Source organism: Arcicella sp. (genome assembly GCF_964672035.1).
In genome coordinates, this window is sequence record NZ_CBABQS010000024.1 from 1 (window position 1) to 21,077 (window position 21,077).

Below are 21,077 nucleotides of genomic sequence, written 5' to 3' on the forward strand. Positions count from 1 at the left end.
TTACTTACACCTCCTGCGGATAAACTAAGCCAATTTGCTGACGAATTTCACAAAGCAATTCCATTAATTCTAAGCTAAATTGCAAAGGTAATTTATCACTTTCTATTTTGCCTAATTTCAAACAACGTTGTACTTCTTGCGCTTCGTACGAATAGCCATGCCCCAATCTTTCCGTCTCAAAAGTTTGAGTTTCTTGTCCTCCAATTTCCAAAGTTAAGCCTTTGGTTTCGTGGAAACGTCCGTGCAGCAATATTTTTCCTTTCGAACCGTAAATCGTGCAAGTCGTATCCGTTTGGGCATTTAAAGTTGAAAAAAGTGAAGCCGTTGCACCATTTTCGTAACTTAAAGATAAAGAAGTATTGCTATCAACGCCCGTAGGAGCAAAAGTGGCAACGGCTTTCATTTCTTTGGGATTTCCTAAGATTAATTTGCTGATAAAAAGAGGATAAATACCAATATCGTACAAAGCTCCGCCCGTCAGTGATGGATTAAAAAGTCGTGCCTCTTCGTCATAAACTGCCTTGAAACCGAAATCTGCCACGATATGAACAATATCACCAATTTGTCCTGACTGAATAATTTCCAAGGTTTGAGCAATGGCAGGGTGAAATCTCGTCCAGATAGCTTCCATCAAAAATAGATTTTTCTCCTTCGATTTCGCAATCATTTCCTGCACCATGGTTGTATTAATGGCAAAGGCTTTTTCGCACAAAACGGCCTTCCCAGCTTCCAAGCACAATAAAGTATGTTCGTAGTGAAGGGCATGAGGCGAAGCGATATAAATCACATCTACTTCTGGACAATCCACCAATTCTTGATAACTGTTAAAGATTTTGGTTGCCTCATATTTCTGCCCAAAAATTTGCGCTTTCATCAAATCTCGTGAAGCTACCGCATATACGACCCCATCGGGTACGTGAGCGACTAAATCATCGGCAAATTTTTCGGCTATTTTCCCGCAAGCAAGAATGCCCCAACGGGTGGGATTAGGATTATTCATCGTGTTATTTTAGGTTAATTAACGCTGCGAAATTAGGAAAAAATAGAGAAAGATTTATCCTTGTCTTTTTATTTTACTATCCTCAAACAAATTTCAGCCGTATCTTTGCACCAGAAAAATTATTGACTTTTGCTGAATGCAAAAAGCCGATTGCCAAATGAAAAAACCATGAGTGATTTAAAAATAACAAAAGAAGATATTATCAAAGCATTATCAACTGTTCAAGAGCCAGACTTGAAACAAGATATGATAACGCTTAACATGATCAAGGACATTGAGTTGAGCGAGGGTGGCGTTAGTTTCACCGTTGTTTTAACGACTCCCGCTTGTCCTTTAAAGGAAAGAATTCGTAAGGAATGTACCGAGGCTATTCATACGCTTGTAAATGCAGATTTGAGCGTTGTTGTCAATATGAGTTCCAACGTTACGTCTTCACGAATGGGTGGAACTTTACTTCCAAACGTTAAAAATATCATTGCCATCGCTTCGGGCAAAGGTGGTGTTGGAAAATCTACCGTTACTGCCAATTTAGCCATGGCTTTAAAACAATCGGGGGCAAAGGTTGGAATTATTGATGCGGATATTTCAGGACCTTCCATTCCTGTAATGTTTGGTGCGGAGGATATGCAACCAATGGTTAGCCAAATGGATGGCAAAAATATGATTCAGCCCATCATGCAGTACGGAATTAAGATGATTTCGATGGGTTTTCTGGCTCCTCAAGATAATCCTGTGCCGTGGAGAGGTCCCATGGCAACGCAGGCTTTACGTCAATTTTTTAGCGATACACACTGGGGAGAATTAGATTATTTATTGATTGATTTACCGCCAGGAACGTCAGATATTCACCTTTCTTTGGTACAATTAGTGCCAGTAACGGGGGCGGTTATCGTAACAACGCCACAAAAAGTAGCCCTTTCAGATGCTACGAAAGGTTTGATGTTTTTCAGACAGCCACAGATTAACGTGCCTGTTTTAGGAGTAATTGAAAATATGGCATATTTCACGCCCGAAGAATTACCTGATAATAAGTATTATATCTTTGGAAAAGATGGCGGCAAAAATTTAGCCATCAAATACGAAACGGAATTATTAGGAGAAATTCCCATTGTTCAAGGCATTCGTGAAGCGGGAGATGCCGGTCGCCCAGCGGTAATGTCGGAAGGAATGGTAGCGGAAATTTTCAGAAATGCAGCAGAATTATTGGCTCAACAAGTGGCGATAAGAAATGCGACAAAAGAGAAAACAACGCCTGTGCAGGTGAGAGTATAAATCATATATGAATCAGTAATTAACAGAAAAGGAAGATTCTCATTGAACGGAATCTTCCTTTTTTTATTTATATTCCTCTCCTAAATTAGGAAAGTTGTGTTTAAAATCTATGTAAAATGGATTATTATTAGCAATAATTGCGGAAACGTAAGTATGTTCTTCGAAAACTAAATCAATCTTTTCAAAACTATCGTCATTGTATTTATTAAACCGTAAATTAAATAAACGACTTCGGTTTGCCTGCCTTTTGTCTTTTTCATCACACACAAACGTAATAATAAACTCGTTTTTGACCAAATATTTTGTTAAAATACAAACAACTGTTTCGGCAACTCTTTTATCATAATTTGAATACGAATCTGATAAAGGTCTAAAACCAAAAATTTCTACACAGTTAGCAAAAGCATGATGTTCAAAATATCCAGAACCGTCAGAAAAATAAACTTGATACTCGACTTCGTCAGTGTTTAAAAATCTATAATCTTTATCATTAACTTGCTTGTAATCGTAAGGTAACTTGCTTGTAATCGTAAGGATTTAAGTTTTCTAGACTTGACATCATTTGTTTTTACTGTTTGGTCATCATTAAACATTTTTTGAACATTGCTATCTAAAAATGCTTTCTTTTCTTCCACCATCGAAGCAGCTATATTTCGCCACATTTCGTATTTTTCTTTGTTTGTCATAATGATGTATGTTTTTACAAATATATCAACAAATAAGGGAATGGCAAAATTCAATCCAAAAGTCAATTATTTACTTTGAAATCTCTTTCTTCAACTCCTCTAAACACTTATTGCACAGACAATTACCATCATATTCCCATTGGGTAATATTGGCAATGTACTCCGTTTCAGCTTTAGTCAGAACGGCCTTCATACAATCGCATTGTAAGATATTATTGACCTTACAAACGAATATTTCGCCACATCTCGGGCAAGAATCGGGAGCGTGTTTTTCCATGATGAGTTATTACCATAAATTACAAAAATAGTCGCTAAACTCTATCAATAGACCCTAATACTTTCTTCATAAAAGCATTCAAAGCATCTTTTTCTAACATTCCGTCAGCCACCATTAGATGAACATCTAATGCCCCACAATAATTGGAAATTAACTCGCCAATTACATCTTCTTCTTCCGATTTCAACGATGGCGCTTCAGCGGTCATTTCAAGCACTTTAATTGCTGTTTCAATTTCTTCAACCGTGCAAGTACGCTGAATTTGTTTAATTAAGGGTAATTTCATTGAAAAGGGATTTTAATTGATCTTCTTTATTTGTCTGTACTTGATTCACTAAAACGCCACCTTTAAAACCAGCAAACGTAGGCAAATTGTTTACAGAGGCCAATTTTCTTGATTCTGGAAATTTTTCAGCATCCACAATAATGAAAGTTGTTCCTTCATTTTCGTTAGCCATTCTTTTAAATTTTGGCTTCATCAAACGGCAATTACCACACCAAACGGCCGAGTATTGCACCATCACCGACTCGTGTTGAGCAATGATTTCTTGTAAATTATCTTGTTCTAATTCTATTAACATGATTTTTTTTGCTTTGAGTTGTGAACTCTAAGAATCTAATCTCAAAGCTCACAACCATTTTAGTTTTGTGAAAAATAACTTGCAACGCCGGCTGTCGTTGCTACCATCGCTGTTTCACCTTCTTCCCAGTTGGCTGGACAAACTTCACCATATTTTTCAACGTGGATTTGTGCATCTAATAAACGCAAATATTCATCAATGTTACGTCCCAAAGGAAAATCATTGATTGATTCATGACGAACAATTCCATCTTGGTCAATCAAGAAAGTGCCTCTGAAAGCGATTGGAGCGCCATTAAACGACCACATTCTTGTTTCGTTATTGAAAGAATATTCACCCCCTAAGACACCAAAATTCATCGAGATTGTTTTGGAAGAATCCGCTACGATTGGGAACGTAACTCCTTGGATTCCACCGTGTTCTTTTGGCATATTTAACCAAGCCAAATGTGTTTCTTCAGTATCAGTTGAGCAACCGACTACAACCGTATTTCTTTTCTCAAATTCTGCTAATTTCTCTTGAAAAGCATGGATTTCTGTTGGACAAACAAAAGTGAAATCTTTTGGATAAAAGAAAAATATAACATGCTTCTTTCCAAGATATTGGTCTAAACTGAAGTTTTCAACAATTTCTTCTCCATCAATTACAGCACCTGCTGAAAACGAAGGATATTTTTTCCCTACTAATGACATTGTATTTTATTTTAAGGTTATTTTAAAATTACATTATTTAGAAATAACACGGAAAAATACAAAATGTTCTTATGTTGTAAGGTTTATTAAAATGTTATAGCAAGTTCTTTTAATAGTTCAAAATACATCAATAGGCATTTTTTATTACTTTGTATTAAAAGTGGATAAAATTAAAATATTCTAATAGTACAATTTTAGCGATTTTTAATTTTTTGTTATACTCATCAACTTTAAGAAATTATAACCTCTTTCATTACTCTTTTCTTACCTAAAATTCTGTCAATTGAGTTTGTGAAATATGGATAATCTGATATTTGATTTGGGCGTGCAAAATACTTGTATATAAATTGTATGAGTGGCTGATTTTCTCGATTTCATTCGGAGCATTCAATAAAATGATTGCTTGCTGATTCATTTGTATCAAAGCAAAAAATGACTCTTTTCTGCCCGACCACGAGCAAATTAAGTCCATTTATTTAAGAATTAAATCTGTGAAAAAGTAGGTGGAAGTCAAATCGTCTCCATCCGAATTTTTGAAATTGTAGGTTTTATCAACCGTTTCGCCAATGTCAAATTTAATGGGATTTTTGAAATAAGGCGTTTCAAAAACGAAGGTATGAAATTCGCCATTTTCTCCACAAGGGTCAACGGTTTTGGGTAAATCTTTGACAAAATCACGGTCGAGAATTCTGCCGCAAAATGATTTATCCAAATGATTTCCGTTGATGGCAACGACAATTGTTTTAAAACCTAAATTCCAAAATTCATCCAATAATTCCAAAGAAGGACGTTTCCAGATGGGGAATACTCCTTTCATGCCGACTTCCGCTAATCGTTCTTCCCGATGTTTACGCAAATCTTCCAAGAAAATATCGCCAAAAATGGAGTATTCAATGCCTGTATCAATCAAAGGCTGCATGGTTTCTGCCATTTTCGCTTGGTATTCTTCCATCGAAACAGTTTCTGCCAAACGTAATTTTATCAAATTAATACCGATATTTTCGGCTTGTTGGTCGAGCAATTCTTCCCGAACACCGTGCATCGAAACTCGCTTGAAGGAATCATTCAAGGAAGTCAATAAATATTCAACTTCGTATTCTTTATTTTTCAGAATATGATATAGCGAGAGGGCTGAATCTTTTCCTCCCGACCAATTCATTAAGGCTCTTTTTTGCATTTGAGTAGAGATAACAGAAATAATATTTATTGGAAATAAAATTTGGTCTGACACTTACGCAACAGACTAACCAACAAGTTAGAGGAAAATTTAATTGAGTGATGCGTTATCATTCAACCGAAATCTCATCGAAAATAGCATAAACTTTATGCTTCAGCGACTCGGGAATTTTAAAGAGTGTAGGGTGAAATAATGCCGCCAAAATTTCGATACCATTTACTAAGGTCGAAGCACTTGGTTGGGTAAACAAATCATAATCAAGGATATAAACCAATTTATTTTGAACCGCTTGCAGATTCTGCCAACCTTTTTTTGAGGTTAATAGGTGTAATTCTTCCAGACTTCTTTTGGTTTCAAAACCGCAAGGAGCGATGACTAAAACTTCTGGGTCATATTTTACTACTTTTTCCCAGGAAGTCACAATGCTATCTCCCGAAGGATTTCCCAACATATCCGTTCCACCCGCATACGCAATTTGATGCGGAATCCAGTGTCCACAGTTATAAATTGGTTCAATCCATTCCATCAACATCACTCGCTTCGGCAAAGCCCGATATTCTCGGAGTACGTCAATGGCGGTATCAATACGATGTTGAAGTTTCGCCAAATAATGAAAAGCGGCTTCTTCTCGACCCAGTGCCGAAGCAATTGTGATGGCAGACTGAAATACATCAGTCAAACTTTGGGGTGTTAGTGTAATGATGATGGGTGTTTTTTCAAGATTATCAATGACCGCTTGGGTACATTTGGTGTCAATTTGGCAAACTTCACAAACGTCTTGCGTGATGACAATATCGGGAGCGATGGCTTGCAATTTATCTTCTTCTACGTAATAAAGGCTTTTCCCTTGGGCTTTTGAAGCGGAAAAAATACGGTCAATTTCTTCACTCGAATAATCTTTTCCTTCCAATACGCAACGAACCAAAATCTGTTTATCAGCCCGTGATTTCTCGGGACATTCAAAAGTTACGCCATACAAAAGGTCTTGCAAACCCATGTCGTAAATCATTTGCGTGGCGGCAGGAAGGAAAGAAACGGCTTTCATATTGTTTTTGGATTTTTGTTATTCGTTGTCCGATGTTTGGTCTCGATGTTCGATTTTCGTTGCTCGATGTTTGATATTCGGTGTTTGATGTTCGGTATTCGATTTTCGGAAGAAGACCAAACATCGAACATCATACATCGAAACTAAGCTAATTTTGGAAATCGTACTTGCAACAATTCAAATGCACCAAACATTAACCCACTATATGCCAATGTCCCGACTAAAAAGTTTTTCATATACGGAAATCCTTGCGTTAAACACTGTACATAACCAGCCCAATCACGGCTGAATGGAAGCATGGTTCTTAAATCTGTTCCGCCACCAATCCAAACGGTTGTATCTGCCAAAACCCAATGCAAAACCGAGGCAATAATTGCCGCCAAAATCACATTTTGAACATTTATTTTTTGAAGAATTACCTTTCCGAATAAAACGATTAGGGCAAAAATTCCGTAAATCCAGTACCAACCATCGTACATTGCTCCGTATTTTCCTTGAAAAACGACTTTATTTATCACCAAATCGCTCACTAAAAGCGTGAGAATTGGCAAGGCAAAAGCTTTCCATCGACTCGAATAATACGCTCCGCCAAATAATCCCAATGCACCGATTGGCGTATAATTGGCAAATGGTGTCAGTTGAGCAGCATTGGTAATTCGTAATAAAGCGATTGCTAAAATGAAGCAAAGCAAGGTTAAAAAACGGGGATTTAATGTCTGTTTCATCTATTTAAAATTTTCAAGATTAGCTGAATATTAAAAATTCAGCTAATCTTTTTTTATTTAGTTTATTTGAATAAAAAGCCTTCTGGACCGATTCCAGCCTTTAAAGAATCAATTAATGTTCCATTGGCTTGGTAACGGAAAACGTAACCTGCTTGCTTAAGTGATGGAGAAAATCCCGCATAAATATTCCCAGTATTTGGGTCAGTAGTTAATCCAGAAAATACTTTATTAATGACAGGCTTAGTAGTTAAAACACTTGAATCATTGATGCCAAAACTGTATGTTTCTCCTTTTTGCTTATAATTATCGGCAGCATCAGCGTAAGAATAGGCAAATAAAATAGCCGTTTTTTCTTTATTGAAAGTAAAACTTCCTGCCGATTTTATGCTACTTGGTGAAGCAAAGGCAATACGACTTTCCACCGCTTTCGAGATTAGGTTGAATTTTACAAATTTTCCATCCGCATAAAGCCATATTTTTCCATTGGCATCCGCACCAATTAATTGGGGTTCATATCCTATTTCAACAGTTTGTTTAATAGCATCGGCTTGCGTATCAATGATTGAAATAGTCGTTGCATCGCTATAAGTTGTCGTGGCTACAATCGCTTCATTGCCAACAACCAATAATTTATTTGCACCTTTCTGTACAGCAATTTTCTTAATTACTTTATTAGTCGTTAAATCAATTACCAAAACGTAGCCAGGCTTGTATGAATAATCAGCATTGAAGGAATCCCAACACGTTACGTAGGCTTTATTGGTTCCTGCTTTTGCTACATAGCGAGGGTTTTCAAGATCACTCGAAGGAATTTTTGCCACCGATTTAAACGTACGGGCATTCACAATTTCGATTGCATCTTTTCCAGCCGTAGCGTTATCTACCAAAATAATTCCTTTGCCATCTATTTCAGCATAATCACTTACGCCACCAGCCAAAGAATTAACATTTTCTGTTTGAAAAATATCAAAACTAAGCGCTTTTGTCGTCGAATTTATCAAACTAATTGAACCATTATTATCGAAGAAATTCCCTCTGTTTATCACAAAAACGCCTGTATCGTAAGGTTGAGAAGGCTCTGGCTCAGAAGTTGATTTACAAGCATTTAGCCCTAAAATTAAAGCACAAGCGGCTAATGAACGTATATTAATAGTATTAAACTGCATTATTGTATTGATTTATATGAATGAAAATTATTGAATTTTATTTATTGAAACCATTCCCCGAAAACACCAAGCCCAAAGAAAAACTACGCCCTGGCATCGCATTTTTTCTAACGCTCGGATAAACGGTATCCGTCAAATTATTGACTTGGAAAATAAGATTACTTTGAATTTTGCCGATATGAATTTTGCCCGAAACTGTACTATTTACGATAAAGTACGACGGAAATGGTCGCCCTGAATGGTCAAAAGTGATATAGCGTTCGGAATTATAAAGCCCTTGAACATTCAATGACCAATCGCCTTTGCCCACGTATGCCGTTCCCGTGAGCGTGTGTAAGGGAACGTAAATTAATTGCTTGCCAATAATATCAACGGCATAAACATCATAGACTTTTTGCTGAGATGCATCGGTGTAAGCATAAGTAGCCGATACGCCCGCCAACATTTTGTCTTTTAAATATTTAGCACTACCCATTATTTCAAATCCTTGACTCAATACTTGCTGTAAATTCTCTACTCGGTAGCCTTTATCGGGATTCCAATACGTCCAATTATCAATCAAATTATGATAAACATTTACGCCTAATGAAGCATTGAGATTCGTAGAAATAACTTGTTTCCAATTCGCTCCAATTTCTTTGTTCAATCCACTTTCAGGTTGAATATTGAGATTGCCCAATACTTTCCAATAGCGTTCATTGAGCGTTGGCAAACGATAACTTTTAGCAATATTTCCTGTTAATTTGATTTGTGTTTTTTCGTTTGAAATTACCGCATATTCTAAGCCAAAAGAGGGCGTAAACGGAGCAACATAACGAGTTGAAAACGCCTGACGAAGATTTAACGAAGCAGTTAGTTTTTGGGTAAATTGTTGACGTAATAAAGCAAAAATATCTTGTCGGCTTTCGGTGATTGAGCCACCACCATAACCATCAACTTTGGCGATGTAATGCACAAATTCAGCGCCAATTCTCAAGGAAGTTTGTTGGAAGGAATCTTTCTTTTTTATAGAAAATTCGTGTTCGGCACGAGCAATGTATCTATCTGTTTCTGAATGACTTGGCGTTAAAAAATCGCCCGTTCCGTAATCCAAAATATCTTTGATAAAACCAGCTTTTACATTGGTATTGCCAAATTGGTAAGCTGATAAAACACGGTAGGCTTTGCTTTGCGTAATTTCCCGAAAAGCAATCACATCGGGCTGGATGGCCAATTTATTATCGGTCACCCAGATATTTAAAGAAAGCGTATTTCCATTCTTTTTCTTCAAATATAAATCTTGAATGAATCCTTTTTGGGCAGTTTCTGATGGCTCAATCGGGTAAGTTCTCCCGGTGTTGTCGGTTCGTTCGGTTGCGTTGAAATGGTTGTTATATTGACTTCCATACAATAAGGTTTTTCCCGAAAACTGTAAGCCCGATTTACTGACTTTTACAAATCTCAAACCCGTTTGTCCATTATAATTATCAAAACTTCCGTACTGACCGCCAACGGTGAAATTCGTGCCTTTTTGTTTCCATTTCGGAACGGAACTCAACAAAATACTTCCACCAACCGCATCCGTACCTACGCAACTGGCGGCTGAACCATATTGAATTGACATCTCGTCGAAACCCAACACTGGAACGGTGGAAAAATCCATTTGTCCCGCCATTGGGCTATTGATATTGAGTCCATTCCAAAGTACCGCAGTATGCATTGCCGAAGTTCCACGAAAAGAAATGCTTGTTAATTGTCCAGAACCGTAACTTTTAAAAGCAATTGGTGATTGAAATTGCAAGAAATCGGCTAAGGTTTGGAATTGAAATCTGGCTAAAGTTGCCGAGTCTATTTTTTGCACTTTCAAACCCGCCATAAAGTGTTCAGTGGCAAAACCCATCACTTTTACTTCATCAATTTGCTTGTTGGCAATTTCTTGGGCGTAGCCAAACAGGGGTAAAACCAGACCCAATAATGAAAATAAAATTCGATAACGCACAGAATACACGACAAGAGACATAACAAAAATTCGTTAAGCCTTGACCGACGGAAGTACCGCTGAAATTGACCAAGAAAATAAAAAGAGAAATTCTAACGCTCGATTGTGTTCATCTTCCGTAAACAAAAATCAAGAATGATTCAATGGCAGGTCTCCTGACTCGTTTTATCATTACCTAAACCTTCCCAGAGTTTAATTGATAATTGATAATTGATAATTATCAATTCTTTCCAGTGGTTATTGAAGCATGGTAATGACTTTATAAAACTTACAGTTGCGGGGACAGTATCGGCATTGAACCGATTTCCCTATTAAGCGTTAAATTCGTTTGATAACGAATAGAAAGCACCATAAACTGTTGCAAAGGTAGTGGGAAAATTTAAAGATTATAATTTGCCATCAAAATTATTGGAAAAATTATCAAGATAAAGTTTTGCAACATTGTATTATTCAAGGTCAAATTATTGAATAATGAACCTAAAGTTTACAGACTTTTCTTAAAAACTTAACACAAAAAATTTTTTTGAGTTAAACCTTATCCCTACATTCGTTGTCACAAAAATAATATTCTCTTAACATTTAAATAATATTGATAATGAAATCAGATAACAGAAGTCTCTCAAATGACATATCGGCAGTAATTTTAGGAAAATTGCACGGATTGAACGCAAAAAGCGCTAAAAAATTAGTGAAAGCCGTTGATGAATGTTCTAAGGATATCGTAAAGAAATTTGCAAAATTGCAAAAAGACGAAGAAGAGGATCAAGAAAAAGATGCCATTAAAGCGACAAAAAAATTAGTAGCAAAAGCGAAAAAAGTGGCAAAAGCGAAAGAAAAGGCGGCTGAAAAAGCAGCATTGAATGCTAAAATTTCCATCGTAACCAACGATAAAACTTCTTCATCTCCCAAGCCAGCCGCTGCACCCAAAGCAAAAGTAGCAACACCAGCTCCTACTAAAAAAAGCACTTCAAAGAATAAACCCGCTTCAAAACCAGTGACTCCTGAAGTTGAGCCTATTACAGACTCAGAATAATTGCCGGTTATCAAGCTAAAAAGAGCGTTTGTCAAAAATCTAAATCATTTTTGACAAACGCTCTTTGTTTTGTGTGACGATTCGGGGGCTAATATGGTTCTCAAACCAACTACAAAAAACCAAAACTTATAATTATGTCAAATATCTTAGAAGCTCAGCACGTTGTTAAACGCTATTCCGAACACACCGCCTTAGATGATGTCAGTATTGAAGTTCCTCAAGGTTCTATTTTTGGGTTATTGGGTCCCAATGGAGCGGGCAAAACTTCGCTCATCAGAATTATCAACCAAATCACCGCACCTGACGAAGGAATAATTATGCTCAACGGTGAACGACTCCAACCCAAACACATTGAAGACATCGGCTACTTGCCCGAAGAACGTGGACTTTATAAAAAAATGAAAGTCGGCGAACAACTTTTATATCTTGCCCAGTTGAAAGGCATGAAAAAAGCCGAAGCACTCGAAAAACTAAAACGTTGGTTTATTAAATTTGACATTAAAGAATGGTGGGATAAAAATGTGGAAGACCTTTCAAAAGGGATGCAACAGAAAACACAATTCATCGCTACCATTGTTCATGAACCTAAACTAATCATTTTGGACGAACCTTTTTCGGGTTTCGACCCCATCAATGCAAATTTATTGAAAGACGAAATTTTGGAATTGAAAGAACGGGGTACAACCATCATTTTCTCGACTCACAGAATGGAATCTGTGGAAGAATTGTGCGATAATATTGCTTTAATAAATAAATCAAAAGTGGTATTGCACGGAGGCAAAAAAGAGGTAAAAAATCGTTTTAAAGATAATTCTTACACCATCCAATTTACGGGAGATTTACCCACTGAAAACGGCATTTTTGAAGTATTGAATACCAAAAGATTGGAAGATAATATTATACAAGCGCATATTCGTAATACACAAGAAATGCCTGTAAACCAGTTAATTAATCATTTAATTCAGCACGTTGAACTAAACTCTTTTAATGAAAATATTCCTTCATTCAATGAAATTTTCATTAAAGTTGTCGGTGGAGAAGCCAATGATTTGTTGTAATCCGATTTTCTAAAATAAATCTTAAGATATAACCTCCGTTGCGGAAGCATCGGGCTACAAATATGAACAAAATATTACTCATTATACAAAGAGAATACCTAACACGGGTACGCAAAAAATCTTTCTGGATTGCTTCAATCCTTGTTCCATTTCTGTTGGCAGGCGTTTATGCCATTCCAGTTTACTTAGCCTTGAATTCAAATGAAACCAAGACTATTGAAATTGTGGATGACAGCGGATTGTTCAACAATAAAATCAAATCGGAAGAAGAATTAACGTATAAATTTATTAACAAGCCTTTTGAAGAAGCCAAAAAAGGCTTGTTGAAAAGCGATGCTGATATTTTGGTAAACATTCCTAAAGACATTCTGACAAATCCTGAAGGCGTGAAAATGGTGGGAAAGAAAAGCATCGGTTTTGGGACGCAACACGATATTGAAGGGGCGATTCAAGCAGAATTACGCAATATCAAACTCAAAAATGCCAACATTGATTTGAAAGTTTTGGAGGATAATAAAGTTAAAGTTAGTTCCGACACTTTCACGTTGCAAGAAGATGGCCAAGAGCAAAGTAGTAGCTCAACGGGAGCCATGATTTTGGCGGGTATTTTTGGTTTTGTGCTATATATTTCGGCATTTTTATACGGTTCTCAAGTAATGAATGGTGTGATTGAAGAAAAAAGTAACCGTATTATTGAAGTGATGATTTCGTCGGTAAGACCTTTCCAATTGATGATGGGCAAGATTATTGGCGTTGGTTTGGTGGGTATCACGCAATTTTTATTGTGGGGAGTTCTTACTTTCACCGCCTCTACGGCAACGACTTCTTTGATGTCTGGAAAAGTGGAGCAGAAAGTGAAAGTCATGCAAAAAACGGGCGTAAATAAAGAAGAAGTAGAGAAATTTAAAAGTGATTTTAAAGCTAAAAACCCATTGTCTGGCATTTCGCAAACCGTTGAAAATATCTCTTTGGCGAAATTAATCATCTGCTTCTTTTTGTTCTATATCGGTGGATATTTGATTTATAGTTCATTGTTTGCTGCCGTTGGTTCGGCCGTTGAAAATGCTTCGGAGGCTCAACAATTCCTGCTACCCGTCACGGTTCCGATATTGGTTTCTTTCTTTTTGGGACAAGCCATTATCCAAGACCCCGATAGTAATTTGGCATTTTGGGCTTCGATGTTTCCACTTACTTCACCGATTGATATGATGGTGAGACTACCTTTTGGCGTTCCGAATTGGCAAATAGCTTTGTCGTTTTCGTTATTGGTTTTAGGCTTTATGGGAACTACTTGGATGGCTGGAAAAATTTATAGAGTGGGAATTTTAATGTACGGCAAAAAACCAAGTTGGAAAGAGATTTCAAAATGGGTATTTTATAAAGGGTGAAATTAGGGGTTAGGTTTTAGGGATTAGGATTATCCCCAATAAATTAGTTATATGAAAAACGAAGTGATTTTAGGGATTTTATGGATTGGCTACGGCATTATTCATTCTGTGTTGGCCTCTGAGGCGGTTAAAAAAATATTCTCAGTAAAGTATTACCGACTGATTTACAATTTGTTAGCCATTGTTTTGTTGCTACCAATTGTCTATTTTCAGATTTCTATGAGTTCCAAAAAACTCATGGAAGATTCGATTTTTAATCAGTTATTGGGCGGGATTATGATGTTTTCGGGAATATTTGTAATGTATATTTCCTTCAAAAATTATGATTTAAAGGAATTTATTGGGACCGATTTTCAGGATAAAAAACGACCTGAATTAACCACTGAAGGATTATCCGAATTTGTTAGACATCCGTTATACGTGGGAATTCTATTATTTATTTGGGGAAGTTTTGGTTTTTTTGCTACTGAAAGCTATCTGATAACTGCCTTATTTTTAAGTATTTATATCAGAATTGGTATTTATTTTGAGGAGAAAAAATTGGTTGGTGTATTTGGCAAAAAGTATGAAGAATATCAGAAAAATGTACCTATGTTGATTCCGAGAATTTGATTTGCAATTTTATTAATTAATGTCGGCAAGCTTTAATCCACAATGGAATTGCTTGCCGACATTTTTTATTTAACAAGGAATCTTGTCAATTCTTAATTGATGTCTTCCACCTTCAAATTGCGTTTCCAGAAAAACGTTTGTGATTTCGATTGCCTCCTCAAAAGTCACGAAACGAGCAGGAATACAAAGTACATTGGCATCATTGTGCAAACGAACCAAGGCAGCCACTTCGGTATTCCAAGCTAATCCCGCCCGAATTTTTTGGTGTTTATTAGCGGTAATGGCTACGCCGTTGGCACTTCCACACAAAAGAATTCCGAATCTAAATTCCTGATTTTCAACGGCTGATGCTACTGGATGGGCAAAATCAGCGTAGTCGCATGAGGCAGTACTGAAAGGGCCAAAATCTTTAACTTCGTACCCTTCGGCGGTCAATAATTTAATCAATTCTGCTTTATATTCAAACCCCGCATGGTCGCCTCCAATGGCTATTTTTTTTGATATTTCCATAAAAAATGTAAGTATTTGTAACTATTGAACGTTTTTTTTTGTTATTTAAAGCCGTATAATCGTAAAGGTACGGAAAATACAAATGTGGAATTGTTGAATGATTGAATTCTAAATAAATCATTGACAATTCCTCCTTCAACTATTCAACAAATAAATAATTATGACAGATAGAGAGAGCGTGAGACTGTTAAGTGACGACGAAAAAATCAAAAAAGCATTCATTGACCACACTTGGTCGGAGATACATTCAGAAGAATCTTGGAGAATTTTCAAGGTAATGTCTGAATTTGTGGAAGGAATTGACAAATTGGCTAAGATTGGCCCTTGCGTGTCCATCTTTGGGTCGGCAAGAACAAAACCCGACAATCCATATTACATCATGGCCGAAGAAATTGCGGCTAAATTGGTTCGTCACGGTTACGGAGTGATCACGGGTGGCGGTCCTGGAATTATGGAAGCGGGTAATAAAGGCGCAAAATTACAAGGCGGAAAATCGGTGGGATTGAATATTGATTTACCCTTTGAACAAAAGCCGAACGATTATATAGATAGAGATAAAAGTATCGATTTTGATTACTTTTTTGTGCGTAAAGTAATGTTCGTAAAATACTCGCAGGGGTTTATTATTATGCCCGGTGGTTTTGGAACATTGGATGAAATGTTTGAGTCATTAACCTTGATGCAAACCAAGAAAATAGCCCGTTTTCCCGTGGTTTTGGTTGGGAAGAAATATTGGGGAGGGTTATTTGAATGGGTTAAACAAACCATGCTCGACCAAGGATATATTGGTGCCGATGATTTGAATTTAGTAGCTTTGGTAGATACGCCAACGGAGGCCGTAAAAGTAATTGATGACTTTTATGCAAAGTATTTATTGAAGCCCAATTTTTAAGAATAGCGATTATTTTTTAGTAAAAACCGTTGTCAGGATTGATTTTATCATGTCCGATAACGGTTTTCTGCCTATAATTTGCGTGGTATAAATACCAATATTTTAAAAATAGCTAAAAGTGAGCAATTTTGTTACGACTAAACAAAACAACGCTCATAGTTCCCCTACGGCTTAAACCATCCACGCTGAAATTGTACCCCTAAAATACAAAATGTATAACTATCCTGAGGCTCTTGTTCAAAAAAAGAATACACTACATTTATCTTAAATACTAAATTGGCTTATATGTTGGTTAGAGTCGTTAAAAAGTATCAAATTTTATTCAACTTTATAATCAATCTGGAATATAGAGTTTGAAATATGAAAATTATGCTGCTGGTCAATCAGAATTAGAGGTTTATTCAGAGACATTATTATCGAATTTAGAATTAAGTCAAGCCAAAGAACGGAATGAACTCTCCTCACTGGTCTTCAACGCTCTCTAAATGAAGTCGAATCTTTTTTTTAGAAGACTTCATTTTAAGTAAAGAAATAGGTCATATTCCTTCAAAAGCTGATGTCCAAAACAGCAGACTTATTTTAACGGAAATACTAAATTTAGGCATTTAAAAGGCTACGAATAGAGCGCTATATTCCTTATTTCTTGATACTGTTCATTTTGTCATGGAAGTATTTCTATTTAATATGAGGTCTAACATTCGTTTATTCATCAAATCTAATGCGGGAATAAAGCGGTTAACTGTTATCGGGAATGTTAGTACGATAACCCAAAAAATTCTTTCCCAAACCAATCTTACAACAGTAAATACTCAAGCAATCGTAGCTTTCTTGTATTATTTAAAAAGTCAAATGCCCGATAAATCCATTTCAATCGTGTTAGATAATGCTCGAGGTATTGAAGAAAATCACTACCCCATGCTGCAGCAGGCTTTGTCATCCAGCATACCATCTAATCGGATTGGAATGGAAAATTTTTGCGTAAAATATTTTTTCTTTTGAATTTGAGCAGCATCCTTTTTGTCATTTTGGGGAAAAAGAATCGAACCCAATAAAAGGATAAATATAGTTAAAACAGGTTTTTTATTTTAAAATGTTGAATTTTATCAATAGCATTTACTCGTTTAAATGCTCTATATTTATGAGGGAATAAAGGAAAATAATAGTTGCTTTTCCCCGATAAAATGTTGCCTGGATAAATGCAATTTATCTCCAATGATTTATTAAGAAAGCATTGATTAATTTGAATGTGGAAACTGAGAAACGGAGAGAAGGTTACGATATAAAGCGATATTTTTTGAAATAATTTAGGAGTGTGCTTGTTAATTTATTAGAACAATGCTAAAAGAAAACATAAATATTAGCACGCATAAATTGTATTTTATACACACTTAAATAAAATGTTAACTTTCTTATAAAAAAATCAGATATTGTAATTATCTCGTATTTGGGTGGTAAATTATCTTTAATTTTACTGAATAGAAATTAAACGTTAGCACACTTATTACATTTAATTTTCACTTGCTTTGTGTATATTATCTTATTTCAAATCACTATGAAAGGTATCGTTTTTACAGAATTTTTTGAAATGGTCGAAAAGAAATTTGGCTATCAAATGGTAGATAATCTTCTCAATAATACTGAGTTGGATTCTGGAGGTATTTATACTTCTATTGGAACTTATTCTCATACCGAAATGGCAAATTTGGTAGTTAATTTAAGTCATCAATCTAATATTCCTGTTCCAGACTTGCTTCGAGCTTTTGGAGGATATTTATTTGAAACATTCACAAAAACGTATCATCATTTTATAGAAAAAGCGCCAGATGCATTTTCGTTTTTAGCCTTTATTCATGATTATATTCACGTGGAGGTAAAAAAACTTTATCCAGATGCCGAATTACCACATTTTGATATTTCAAAACCTGATGATAGTACATTGGTTATGAATTATACTTCTGCCCGCAAAATGGCAGACTTAGCTTACGGGCTTATTGAGGGCTGTTTGGCGCATTACGGGGAAAAGGCTTTGATAACTCAGGAAAATCTTAATAATGATGGGAGTTCAGTTAAATTTGTGATTGTAAAAAAATAAGATGGAAGAGATAGAACTACTCAAACGCAGAATTGAACGAGAGCAAAAAGCTCGTAAACAAGCTGAGGAAATTTTGGAAACAAAAGCTTTGGAGTTATATGAAGCCAACAATCGGCTGTTAAATCTCAATGAAAATCTTGAAAGCCAAATAGCGAAAGGTGTTGCTGAACTTCAAAAAACGGAACAAAAATACCAAGAACTTATTGAATCTGTCCAGGATATTATTTACAAAATTTCGGTGGATGGCTTTTTTACTTTTGTAAATACAGTAGTAAAAAAACGCTTAGGATTTTCGGAGAAAGAAATAATTGGAAAGCATTTTCAACAACTTGTGCCACCTGAATACCGAAAAGATTTGATTACATTCTACTACAAAATGATTGAGCAAAAGCTCGATAGCACTTACAAAGAGTTCCCTGTAACTACCAAGGGAGGTGAAATCGTGTGGATTGGCCAAACCGTAAGACTCATTGAAATAGATAATATGGTGGTCGAACTGGTAGCAGTAGCCCGTGATATTACGGATCGAAAAAATGCCGAAGATTCACTAAGAACAACCCAGACTCGACTCTCGACGCTCATCACAAATCTACAAAAAGGCGTTTTAGTTGAAGATGAAAATCGCAAAATAATTCTTGTTAATCAATTGTTTTGCGAAATTTTTAATATTCCAGTAAGTACCGAAGATTTAATTGGAGTTGATTGCTCACAATCGGCGGAACAATCAAAACATTTATTTGAAAATCCCGAACAATTTGTAGCAAACATAAATAAAATATTAGTTCGGAAAGAAATTTGTGTGGAAGAAAAATTAATTTTGAAGGACGGTAGGGTTTTTCTGAGAGATTATATTCCCATTTTTTTGGAGAGAGAATATCGAGGGCACCTTTGGGAATATACCGATATTACCAAACAGCATCTTTCGCAGGAACTTATCCGAAAAAGTGAAGAAAAGTATCGGGGAATTATGAATAATATGGAACTTGGTTTGATGGAAGTTGATTTGAACCAAACAATTATTCGTGCCTACGACCGCTTCTGTAAAATGGTCGGTTATACCGAAGAAGAACTAATTGGTAAAAATGCACAACAACTTTTTATTGATGAAGAGTTTAATAAAACCCTCGAAGATGAACATAAAGAACGTGGAAAAGGTCGTGCTTCTTCTTACGAATTAAGATTGAATAAAAAAGATGGTAGTAAAATATGGACAATTATTAGTGGTGCTCCAATATTAGATGAAAATGGTGTGTTGGTTGGCTCAATGGGAGTTCACTACGATATTACCGAACGAAAACAACTCGAACAGGAACTGGAACTGGCCAAACAAATTGCCGAAGATGCTCGTCAGGCTGAAAAACAGTTTTTGGCAAATATGAGCCACGAGATTCGTACGCCTTTGAATGCCATTATTGGCATGACGCATTTGTTGTACGATACTCGACCCAATAAACAACAATACGAATATTTAGACATTCTTAAAACATCGGCTGACTTCTTGCTCAGTCTTATTTCCGACTTACTTGATATGGCAAAAATTGAAGCAGGACGAATAGAAGTGCAAAATCATCCTTTTGATTTGGTAGGTTTACTTCGTACCAACCAAAGGGTTTTTCAAATAAAACTTGAAGCACGTCCGATTGAATTAAATTTGATGGTGGATGCTCGCATTTCTGGAACTTATATCGGAGATGATTTAATCTTAAACCAAGCCCTCTTAAATATTATTGGAAATTCTGAGAAATTTACCGAAGAGGGTTCCATTGATATTACCGTTAAATTAAAAAAAGAGATAAACGGAATTTCTTGGATTGAGTTTAAAATTGCTGATACAGGTGTTGGCATTCCCCAAGAAAAATTGGAGCTGATATTTCAGAAATTCAAACAAATCACCACCCAAGGCAATAAACATAAAGGTACAGGATTGGGTCTGGCAATTACTAAGCAATTAGTTGAATTGCAGGGAGGGACGATTTCCGTAAAAAGTGAAGAAGGCGAAGGAACAATATTTACTTTTTTGCTTCCTTTCCAAAAATCCGATACCGAAGTTGTACAAAATACCAATGAAATTCAATTTGCCCCGAGTGGCGTTGAAGGCTGTAAGATTTTAGTGGCAGAAGACAACATCATGAATCAAAAATACATTATTAATTTACTCACAAAATGGAACGTAGATTTTACAATAGTATTGGATGGCAAAAAAGCCGTTGAACAAGTACAAAAGCAGCTTTACGATATTATTTTGATGGATATTCAAATGCCAAATATGGACGGCTACGAAGCAACTATCACCATTCGGAATACTAAAAATCTTAACCAAAATACGCCAATTATAGCTTTAACTGCCTCGGCGATGCTCGACCAAAAAAATAAAGCACTTGCCACGGGAATGAATGATTTTATTACCAAACCTTTTGCACCAAACAACTTGCTGAACGTTATTCAGCGGTATTTGGAGAATGCCAAAACACGAGTTGAACAGATTGCTATTCCTCAAAATCACTCGAGTTCGATGCTTGATTATGCCCGATTGAAACAACTTTATGGCGATGATAAAGAATATGCTGCCGATATGATTCAAACATTTTTGGATGATGTTTTGCCCGACTTTGTGGTGATGGACCAATTCATTAATCAAAAAGATTTGGATAATTTGGCACAACTTACTCATAAACTCAAGCCTACACTCGGTATGGTAGGATTGAGTGAGATGGAAATATTAATGAACGAAATAGATAGAAAAGCCAAAGAAGAAATTGATATAGCAGTTTTAACACAATTATGGCATAATTTTCAACGACAACTTGAGCATTCTATTCCAGTTTTGAAAACAGAATTACTGAAACTGACTCAATAATAAGTATATGATAGTTGTCAGTCGTGAAACTGACAA

Annotated in this window: 22 protein-coding genes and 1 riboswitch; of the genes, 8 read left to right on the forward strand and 14 right to left on the reverse strand. The window is 36.0% G+C overall.

Translation table 11 applies throughout. From position 1 onward, the window contains the following. Nucleotides 1-4 precede the first annotated feature (4 nt). Nucleotides 5-1,000 (reverse strand): Gfo/Idh/MocA family protein, encoded by a 996-nt coding sequence (locus AC1W31_RS08895; RefSeq protein WP_481734079.1) that lies wholly within the window; start codon nt 998-1,000, stop codon nt 5-7. A 168-nt stretch (nt 1,001-1,168) separates the two neighbouring features. Between AC1W31_RS08895 and AC1W31_RS08900 the strand changes: the two genes are divergently transcribed. Then, nucleotides 1,169-2,272 carry an Mrp/NBP35 family ATP-binding protein gene (locus tag AC1W31_RS08900; RefSeq protein WP_481734080.1) on the forward strand — a complete coding sequence of 368 codons (1,104 nt, stop codon included), beginning with the start codon at nt 1,169-1,171 and terminating at the stop codon, nt 2,270-2,272. A 63-nt stretch (nt 2,273-2,335) separates the two neighbouring features. On the opposite strand, the gene AC1W31_RS08905 is transcribed toward AC1W31_RS08900, so the two are convergent. The 12 genes from AC1W31_RS08905 to AC1W31_RS08960 form a co-directional block, all read right to left on the reverse strand. Then, nucleotides 2,336-2,809, reverse strand: a complete 474-nt coding sequence (locus tag AC1W31_RS08905; protein ID WP_481734125.1) for a DUF6169 family protein — start codon at nt 2,807-2,809, stop codon at nt 2,336-2,338. After that, on the reverse strand, nt 2,740-2,958 hold the full coding sequence (locus tag AC1W31_RS08910) for a hypothetical protein (RefSeq protein WP_481734081.1): 219 nt from the start codon (nt 2,956-2,958) through the stop codon (nt 2,740-2,742). Before AC1W31_RS08910 ends, AC1W31_RS08905 begins: the two co-directional genes overlap by 70 nt. Nucleotides 2,959-3,028: 70 nt before the next feature. Beyond that, nucleotides 3,029-3,235, reverse strand: coding sequence for a cysteine-rich CWC family protein (locus AC1W31_RS08915; RefSeq protein WP_481734082.1), 207 nt, complete (start codon nt 3,233-3,235; stop codon nt 3,029-3,031). A gap of 34 nt (nt 3,236-3,269) precedes the next feature. Then, a complete protein-coding gene (locus tag AC1W31_RS08920) occupies nt 3,270-3,521 on the reverse strand; it encodes a DUF6952 family protein (RefSeq protein ID WP_481734083.1) in 252 nt (83 codons plus the stop codon). Next, nucleotides 3,502-3,816: a thioredoxin family protein gene (locus tag AC1W31_RS08925; protein WP_481734084.1), complete on the reverse strand. Its 315-nt coding sequence runs from the start codon at nt 3,814-3,816 to the stop codon at nt 3,502-3,504. Before AC1W31_RS08925 ends, AC1W31_RS08920 begins: the two co-directional genes overlap by 20 nt. 59 nt (nt 3,817-3,875) lie before the next feature. Further along, nucleotides 3,876-4,508, reverse strand: coding sequence for a peroxiredoxin (locus AC1W31_RS08930; protein ID WP_481734085.1), 633 nt, complete (start codon nt 4,506-4,508; stop codon nt 3,876-3,878). Nucleotides 4,509-4,776: 268 nt separating this feature from the next. Continuing rightward, nucleotides 4,777-4,980 carry a hypothetical protein gene (locus tag AC1W31_RS08935; RefSeq protein WP_481734086.1) on the reverse strand — a complete coding sequence of 68 codons (204 nt, stop codon included), beginning with the start codon at nt 4,978-4,980 and terminating at the stop codon, nt 4,777-4,779. Continuing rightward, nucleotides 4,981-5,685, reverse strand: coding sequence for a Dph6-related ATP pyrophosphatase (locus AC1W31_RS08940; protein ID WP_481734087.1), 705 nt, complete (start codon nt 5,683-5,685; stop codon nt 4,981-4,983). Between the two features lie 109 nt (nt 5,686-5,794). Then, nucleotides 5,795-6,730, reverse strand: coding sequence for an ABC transporter substrate-binding protein (locus AC1W31_RS08945; RefSeq protein ID WP_481734088.1), 936 nt, complete (start codon nt 6,728-6,730; stop codon nt 5,795-5,797). Between the two features lie 143 nt (nt 6,731-6,873). Further along, nucleotides 6,874-7,455, reverse strand: coding sequence for a DUF6580 family putative transport protein (locus AC1W31_RS08950; protein WP_481734089.1), 582 nt, complete (start codon nt 7,453-7,455; stop codon nt 6,874-6,876). Nucleotides 7,456-7,517: 62 nt separating this feature from the next. After that, entirely contained in the window at nt 7,518-8,621 is a 1,104-nt protein-coding gene (locus AC1W31_RS08955) for a YncE family protein (protein WP_481734090.1), read from the reverse strand. A 37-nt stretch (nt 8,622-8,658) separates the two neighbouring features. Beyond that, the gene (locus AC1W31_RS08960) at nt 8,659-10,620 is read right to left on the reverse strand and encodes a TonB-dependent receptor plug domain-containing protein (protein WP_481734091.1); all 1,962 of its coding nucleotides are present in this window, start codon (nt 10,618-10,620) and stop codon (nt 8,659-8,661) included. A gap of 107 nt (nt 10,621-10,727) precedes the next feature. Beyond that, nucleotides 10,728-10,967: riboswitch (cobalamin riboswitch) on the reverse strand. A gap of 227 nt (nt 10,968-11,194) precedes the next feature. Between AC1W31_RS08960 and AC1W31_RS08965 the strand changes: the two genes are divergently transcribed. The 4 genes from AC1W31_RS08965 to AC1W31_RS08980 all read left to right on the forward strand — a co-directional run bounded on the left by AC1W31_RS08965 (nt 11,195) and on the right by AC1W31_RS08980 (nt 14,690). Continuing rightward, nucleotides 11,195-11,632, forward strand: a complete 438-nt coding sequence (locus AC1W31_RS08965) for a hypothetical protein (RefSeq protein ID WP_481734092.1) — start codon at nt 11,195-11,197, stop codon at nt 11,630-11,632. Between the two features lie 134 nt (nt 11,633-11,766). Beyond that, nucleotides 11,767-12,690, forward strand: a complete 924-nt coding sequence (locus tag AC1W31_RS08970) for an ABC transporter ATP-binding protein (protein ID WP_481734093.1) — start codon at nt 11,767-11,769, stop codon at nt 12,688-12,690. Between the two features lie 62 nt (nt 12,691-12,752). Next, nucleotides 12,753-14,078, forward strand: coding sequence for an ABC transporter permease (locus AC1W31_RS08975; protein WP_481734094.1), 1,326 nt, complete (start codon nt 12,753-12,755; stop codon nt 14,076-14,078). 51 nt (nt 14,079-14,129) lie between these two features. Further along, the gene (locus tag AC1W31_RS08980) at nt 14,130-14,690 is read left to right on the forward strand and encodes a methyltransferase family protein (RefSeq protein WP_481734095.1); all 561 of its coding nucleotides are present in this window, start codon (nt 14,130-14,132) and stop codon (nt 14,688-14,690) included. A 69-nt stretch (nt 14,691-14,759) separates the two neighbouring features. On the opposite strand, the gene rpiB is transcribed toward AC1W31_RS08980, so the two are convergent. Continuing rightward, nucleotides 14,760-15,194 (reverse strand): ribose 5-phosphate isomerase B, encoded by a 435-nt coding sequence (gene rpiB, locus AC1W31_RS08985; RefSeq protein WP_481734126.1) that lies wholly within the window; start codon nt 15,192-15,194, stop codon nt 14,760-14,762. Nucleotides 15,195-15,360: 166 nt separating this feature from the next. Between rpiB and AC1W31_RS08990 the strand changes: the two genes are divergently transcribed. The 3 genes from AC1W31_RS08990 (at nt 15,361) to AC1W31_RS09000 (ending at nt 21,041) form a co-directional block, all read left to right on the forward strand. Beyond that, complete coding sequence (locus tag AC1W31_RS08990; RefSeq protein WP_481734096.1) at nt 15,361-16,092, forward strand: LOG family protein; 732 nt, start codon at nt 15,361-15,363, stop codon at nt 16,090-16,092. Between the two features lie 1,552 nt (nt 16,093-17,644). After that, nucleotides 17,645-18,184 (forward strand): heme NO-binding domain-containing protein, encoded by a 540-nt coding sequence (locus tag AC1W31_RS08995; protein WP_481734097.1) that lies wholly within the window; start codon nt 17,645-17,647, stop codon nt 18,182-18,184. Between the two features lies 1 nt (nt 18,185). Next, complete coding sequence (locus tag AC1W31_RS09000) at nt 18,186-21,041, forward strand: PAS domain S-box protein (protein ID WP_481734098.1); 2,856 nt, start codon at nt 18,186-18,188, stop codon at nt 21,039-21,041. Nucleotides 21,042-21,077 lie beyond the last annotated feature (36 nt).

Excerpts from the sequence above, each read along its gene's own strand:
- AC1W31_RS08915 (WP_481734082.1), bottom strand. The coding sequence starts at position 3,235 with ATGGAAAAACACGCTCCCGATTCTTGCCCGAGATGTGGCGAAATATTC.
- AC1W31_RS08900 (WP_481734080.1), top strand. The coding sequence starts at position 1,169 with ATGAGTGATTTAAAAATAACAAAAGAAGATATTATCAAAGCATTATCA.
- AC1W31_RS08935 (WP_481734086.1), bottom strand. The coding sequence starts at position 4,980 with ATGGACTTAATTTGCTCGTGGTCGGGCAGAAAAGAGTCATTTTTTGCT.
- AC1W31_RS08965 (WP_481734092.1), top strand. The coding sequence starts at position 11,195 with ATGAAATCAGATAACAGAAGTCTCTCAAATGACATATCGGCAGTAATT.
- AC1W31_RS08945 (WP_481734088.1), bottom strand. The coding sequence starts at position 6,730 with ATGAAAGCCGTTTCTTTCCTTCCTGCCGCCACGCAAATGATTTACGAC.
- AC1W31_RS08910 (WP_481734081.1), bottom strand. The coding sequence starts at position 2,958 with ATGACAAACAAAGAAAAATACGAAATGTGGCGAAATATAGCTGCTTCG.
- AC1W31_RS09000 (WP_481734098.1), top strand. The coding sequence starts at position 18,186 with ATGGAAGAGATAGAACTACTCAAACGCAGAATTGAACGAGAGCAAAAA.
- AC1W31_RS08925 (WP_481734084.1), bottom strand. The coding sequence starts at position 3,816 with ATGTTAATAGAATTAGAACAAGATAATTTACAAGAAATCATTGCTCAA.
- AC1W31_RS08995 (WP_481734097.1), top strand. The coding sequence starts at position 17,645 with ATGAAAGGTATCGTTTTTACAGAATTTTTTGAAATGGTCGAAAAGAAA.
- AC1W31_RS08950 (WP_481734089.1), bottom strand. The coding sequence starts at position 7,455 with ATGAAACAGACATTAAATCCCCGTTTTTTAACCTTGCTTTGCTTCATT.
- AC1W31_RS08960 (WP_481734091.1), bottom strand. The coding sequence starts at position 10,620 with ATGTCTCTTGTCGTGTATTCTGTGCGTTATCGAATTTTATTTTCATTA.
- AC1W31_RS08990 (WP_481734096.1), top strand. The coding sequence starts at position 15,361 with ATGACAGATAGAGAGAGCGTGAGACTGTTAAGTGACGACGAAAAAATC.
- AC1W31_RS08975 (WP_481734094.1), top strand. The coding sequence starts at position 12,753 with ATGAACAAAATATTACTCATTATACAAAGAGAATACCTAACACGGGTA.
- AC1W31_RS08955 (WP_481734090.1), bottom strand. The coding sequence starts at position 8,621 with ATGCAGTTTAATACTATTAATATACGTTCATTAGCCGCTTGTGCTTTA.
- AC1W31_RS08970 (WP_481734093.1), top strand. The coding sequence starts at position 11,767 with ATGTCAAATATCTTAGAAGCTCAGCACGTTGTTAAACGCTATTCCGAA.
- AC1W31_RS08930 (WP_481734085.1), bottom strand. The coding sequence starts at position 4,508 with ATGTCATTAGTAGGGAAAAAATATCCTTCGTTTTCAGCAGGTGCTGTA.
- AC1W31_RS08980 (WP_481734095.1), top strand. The coding sequence starts at position 14,130 with ATGAAAAACGAAGTGATTTTAGGGATTTTATGGATTGGCTACGGCATT.
- AC1W31_RS08895 (WP_481734079.1), bottom strand. The coding sequence starts at position 1,000 with ATGAATAATCCTAATCCCACCCGTTGGGGCATTCTTGCTTGCGGGAAA.
- AC1W31_RS08920 (WP_481734083.1), bottom strand. The coding sequence starts at position 3,521 with ATGAAATTACCCTTAATTAAACAAATTCAGCGTACTTGCACGGTTGAA.
- AC1W31_RS08940 (WP_481734087.1), bottom strand. The coding sequence starts at position 5,685 with ATGCAAAAAAGAGCCTTAATGAATTGGTCGGGAGGAAAAGATTCAGCC.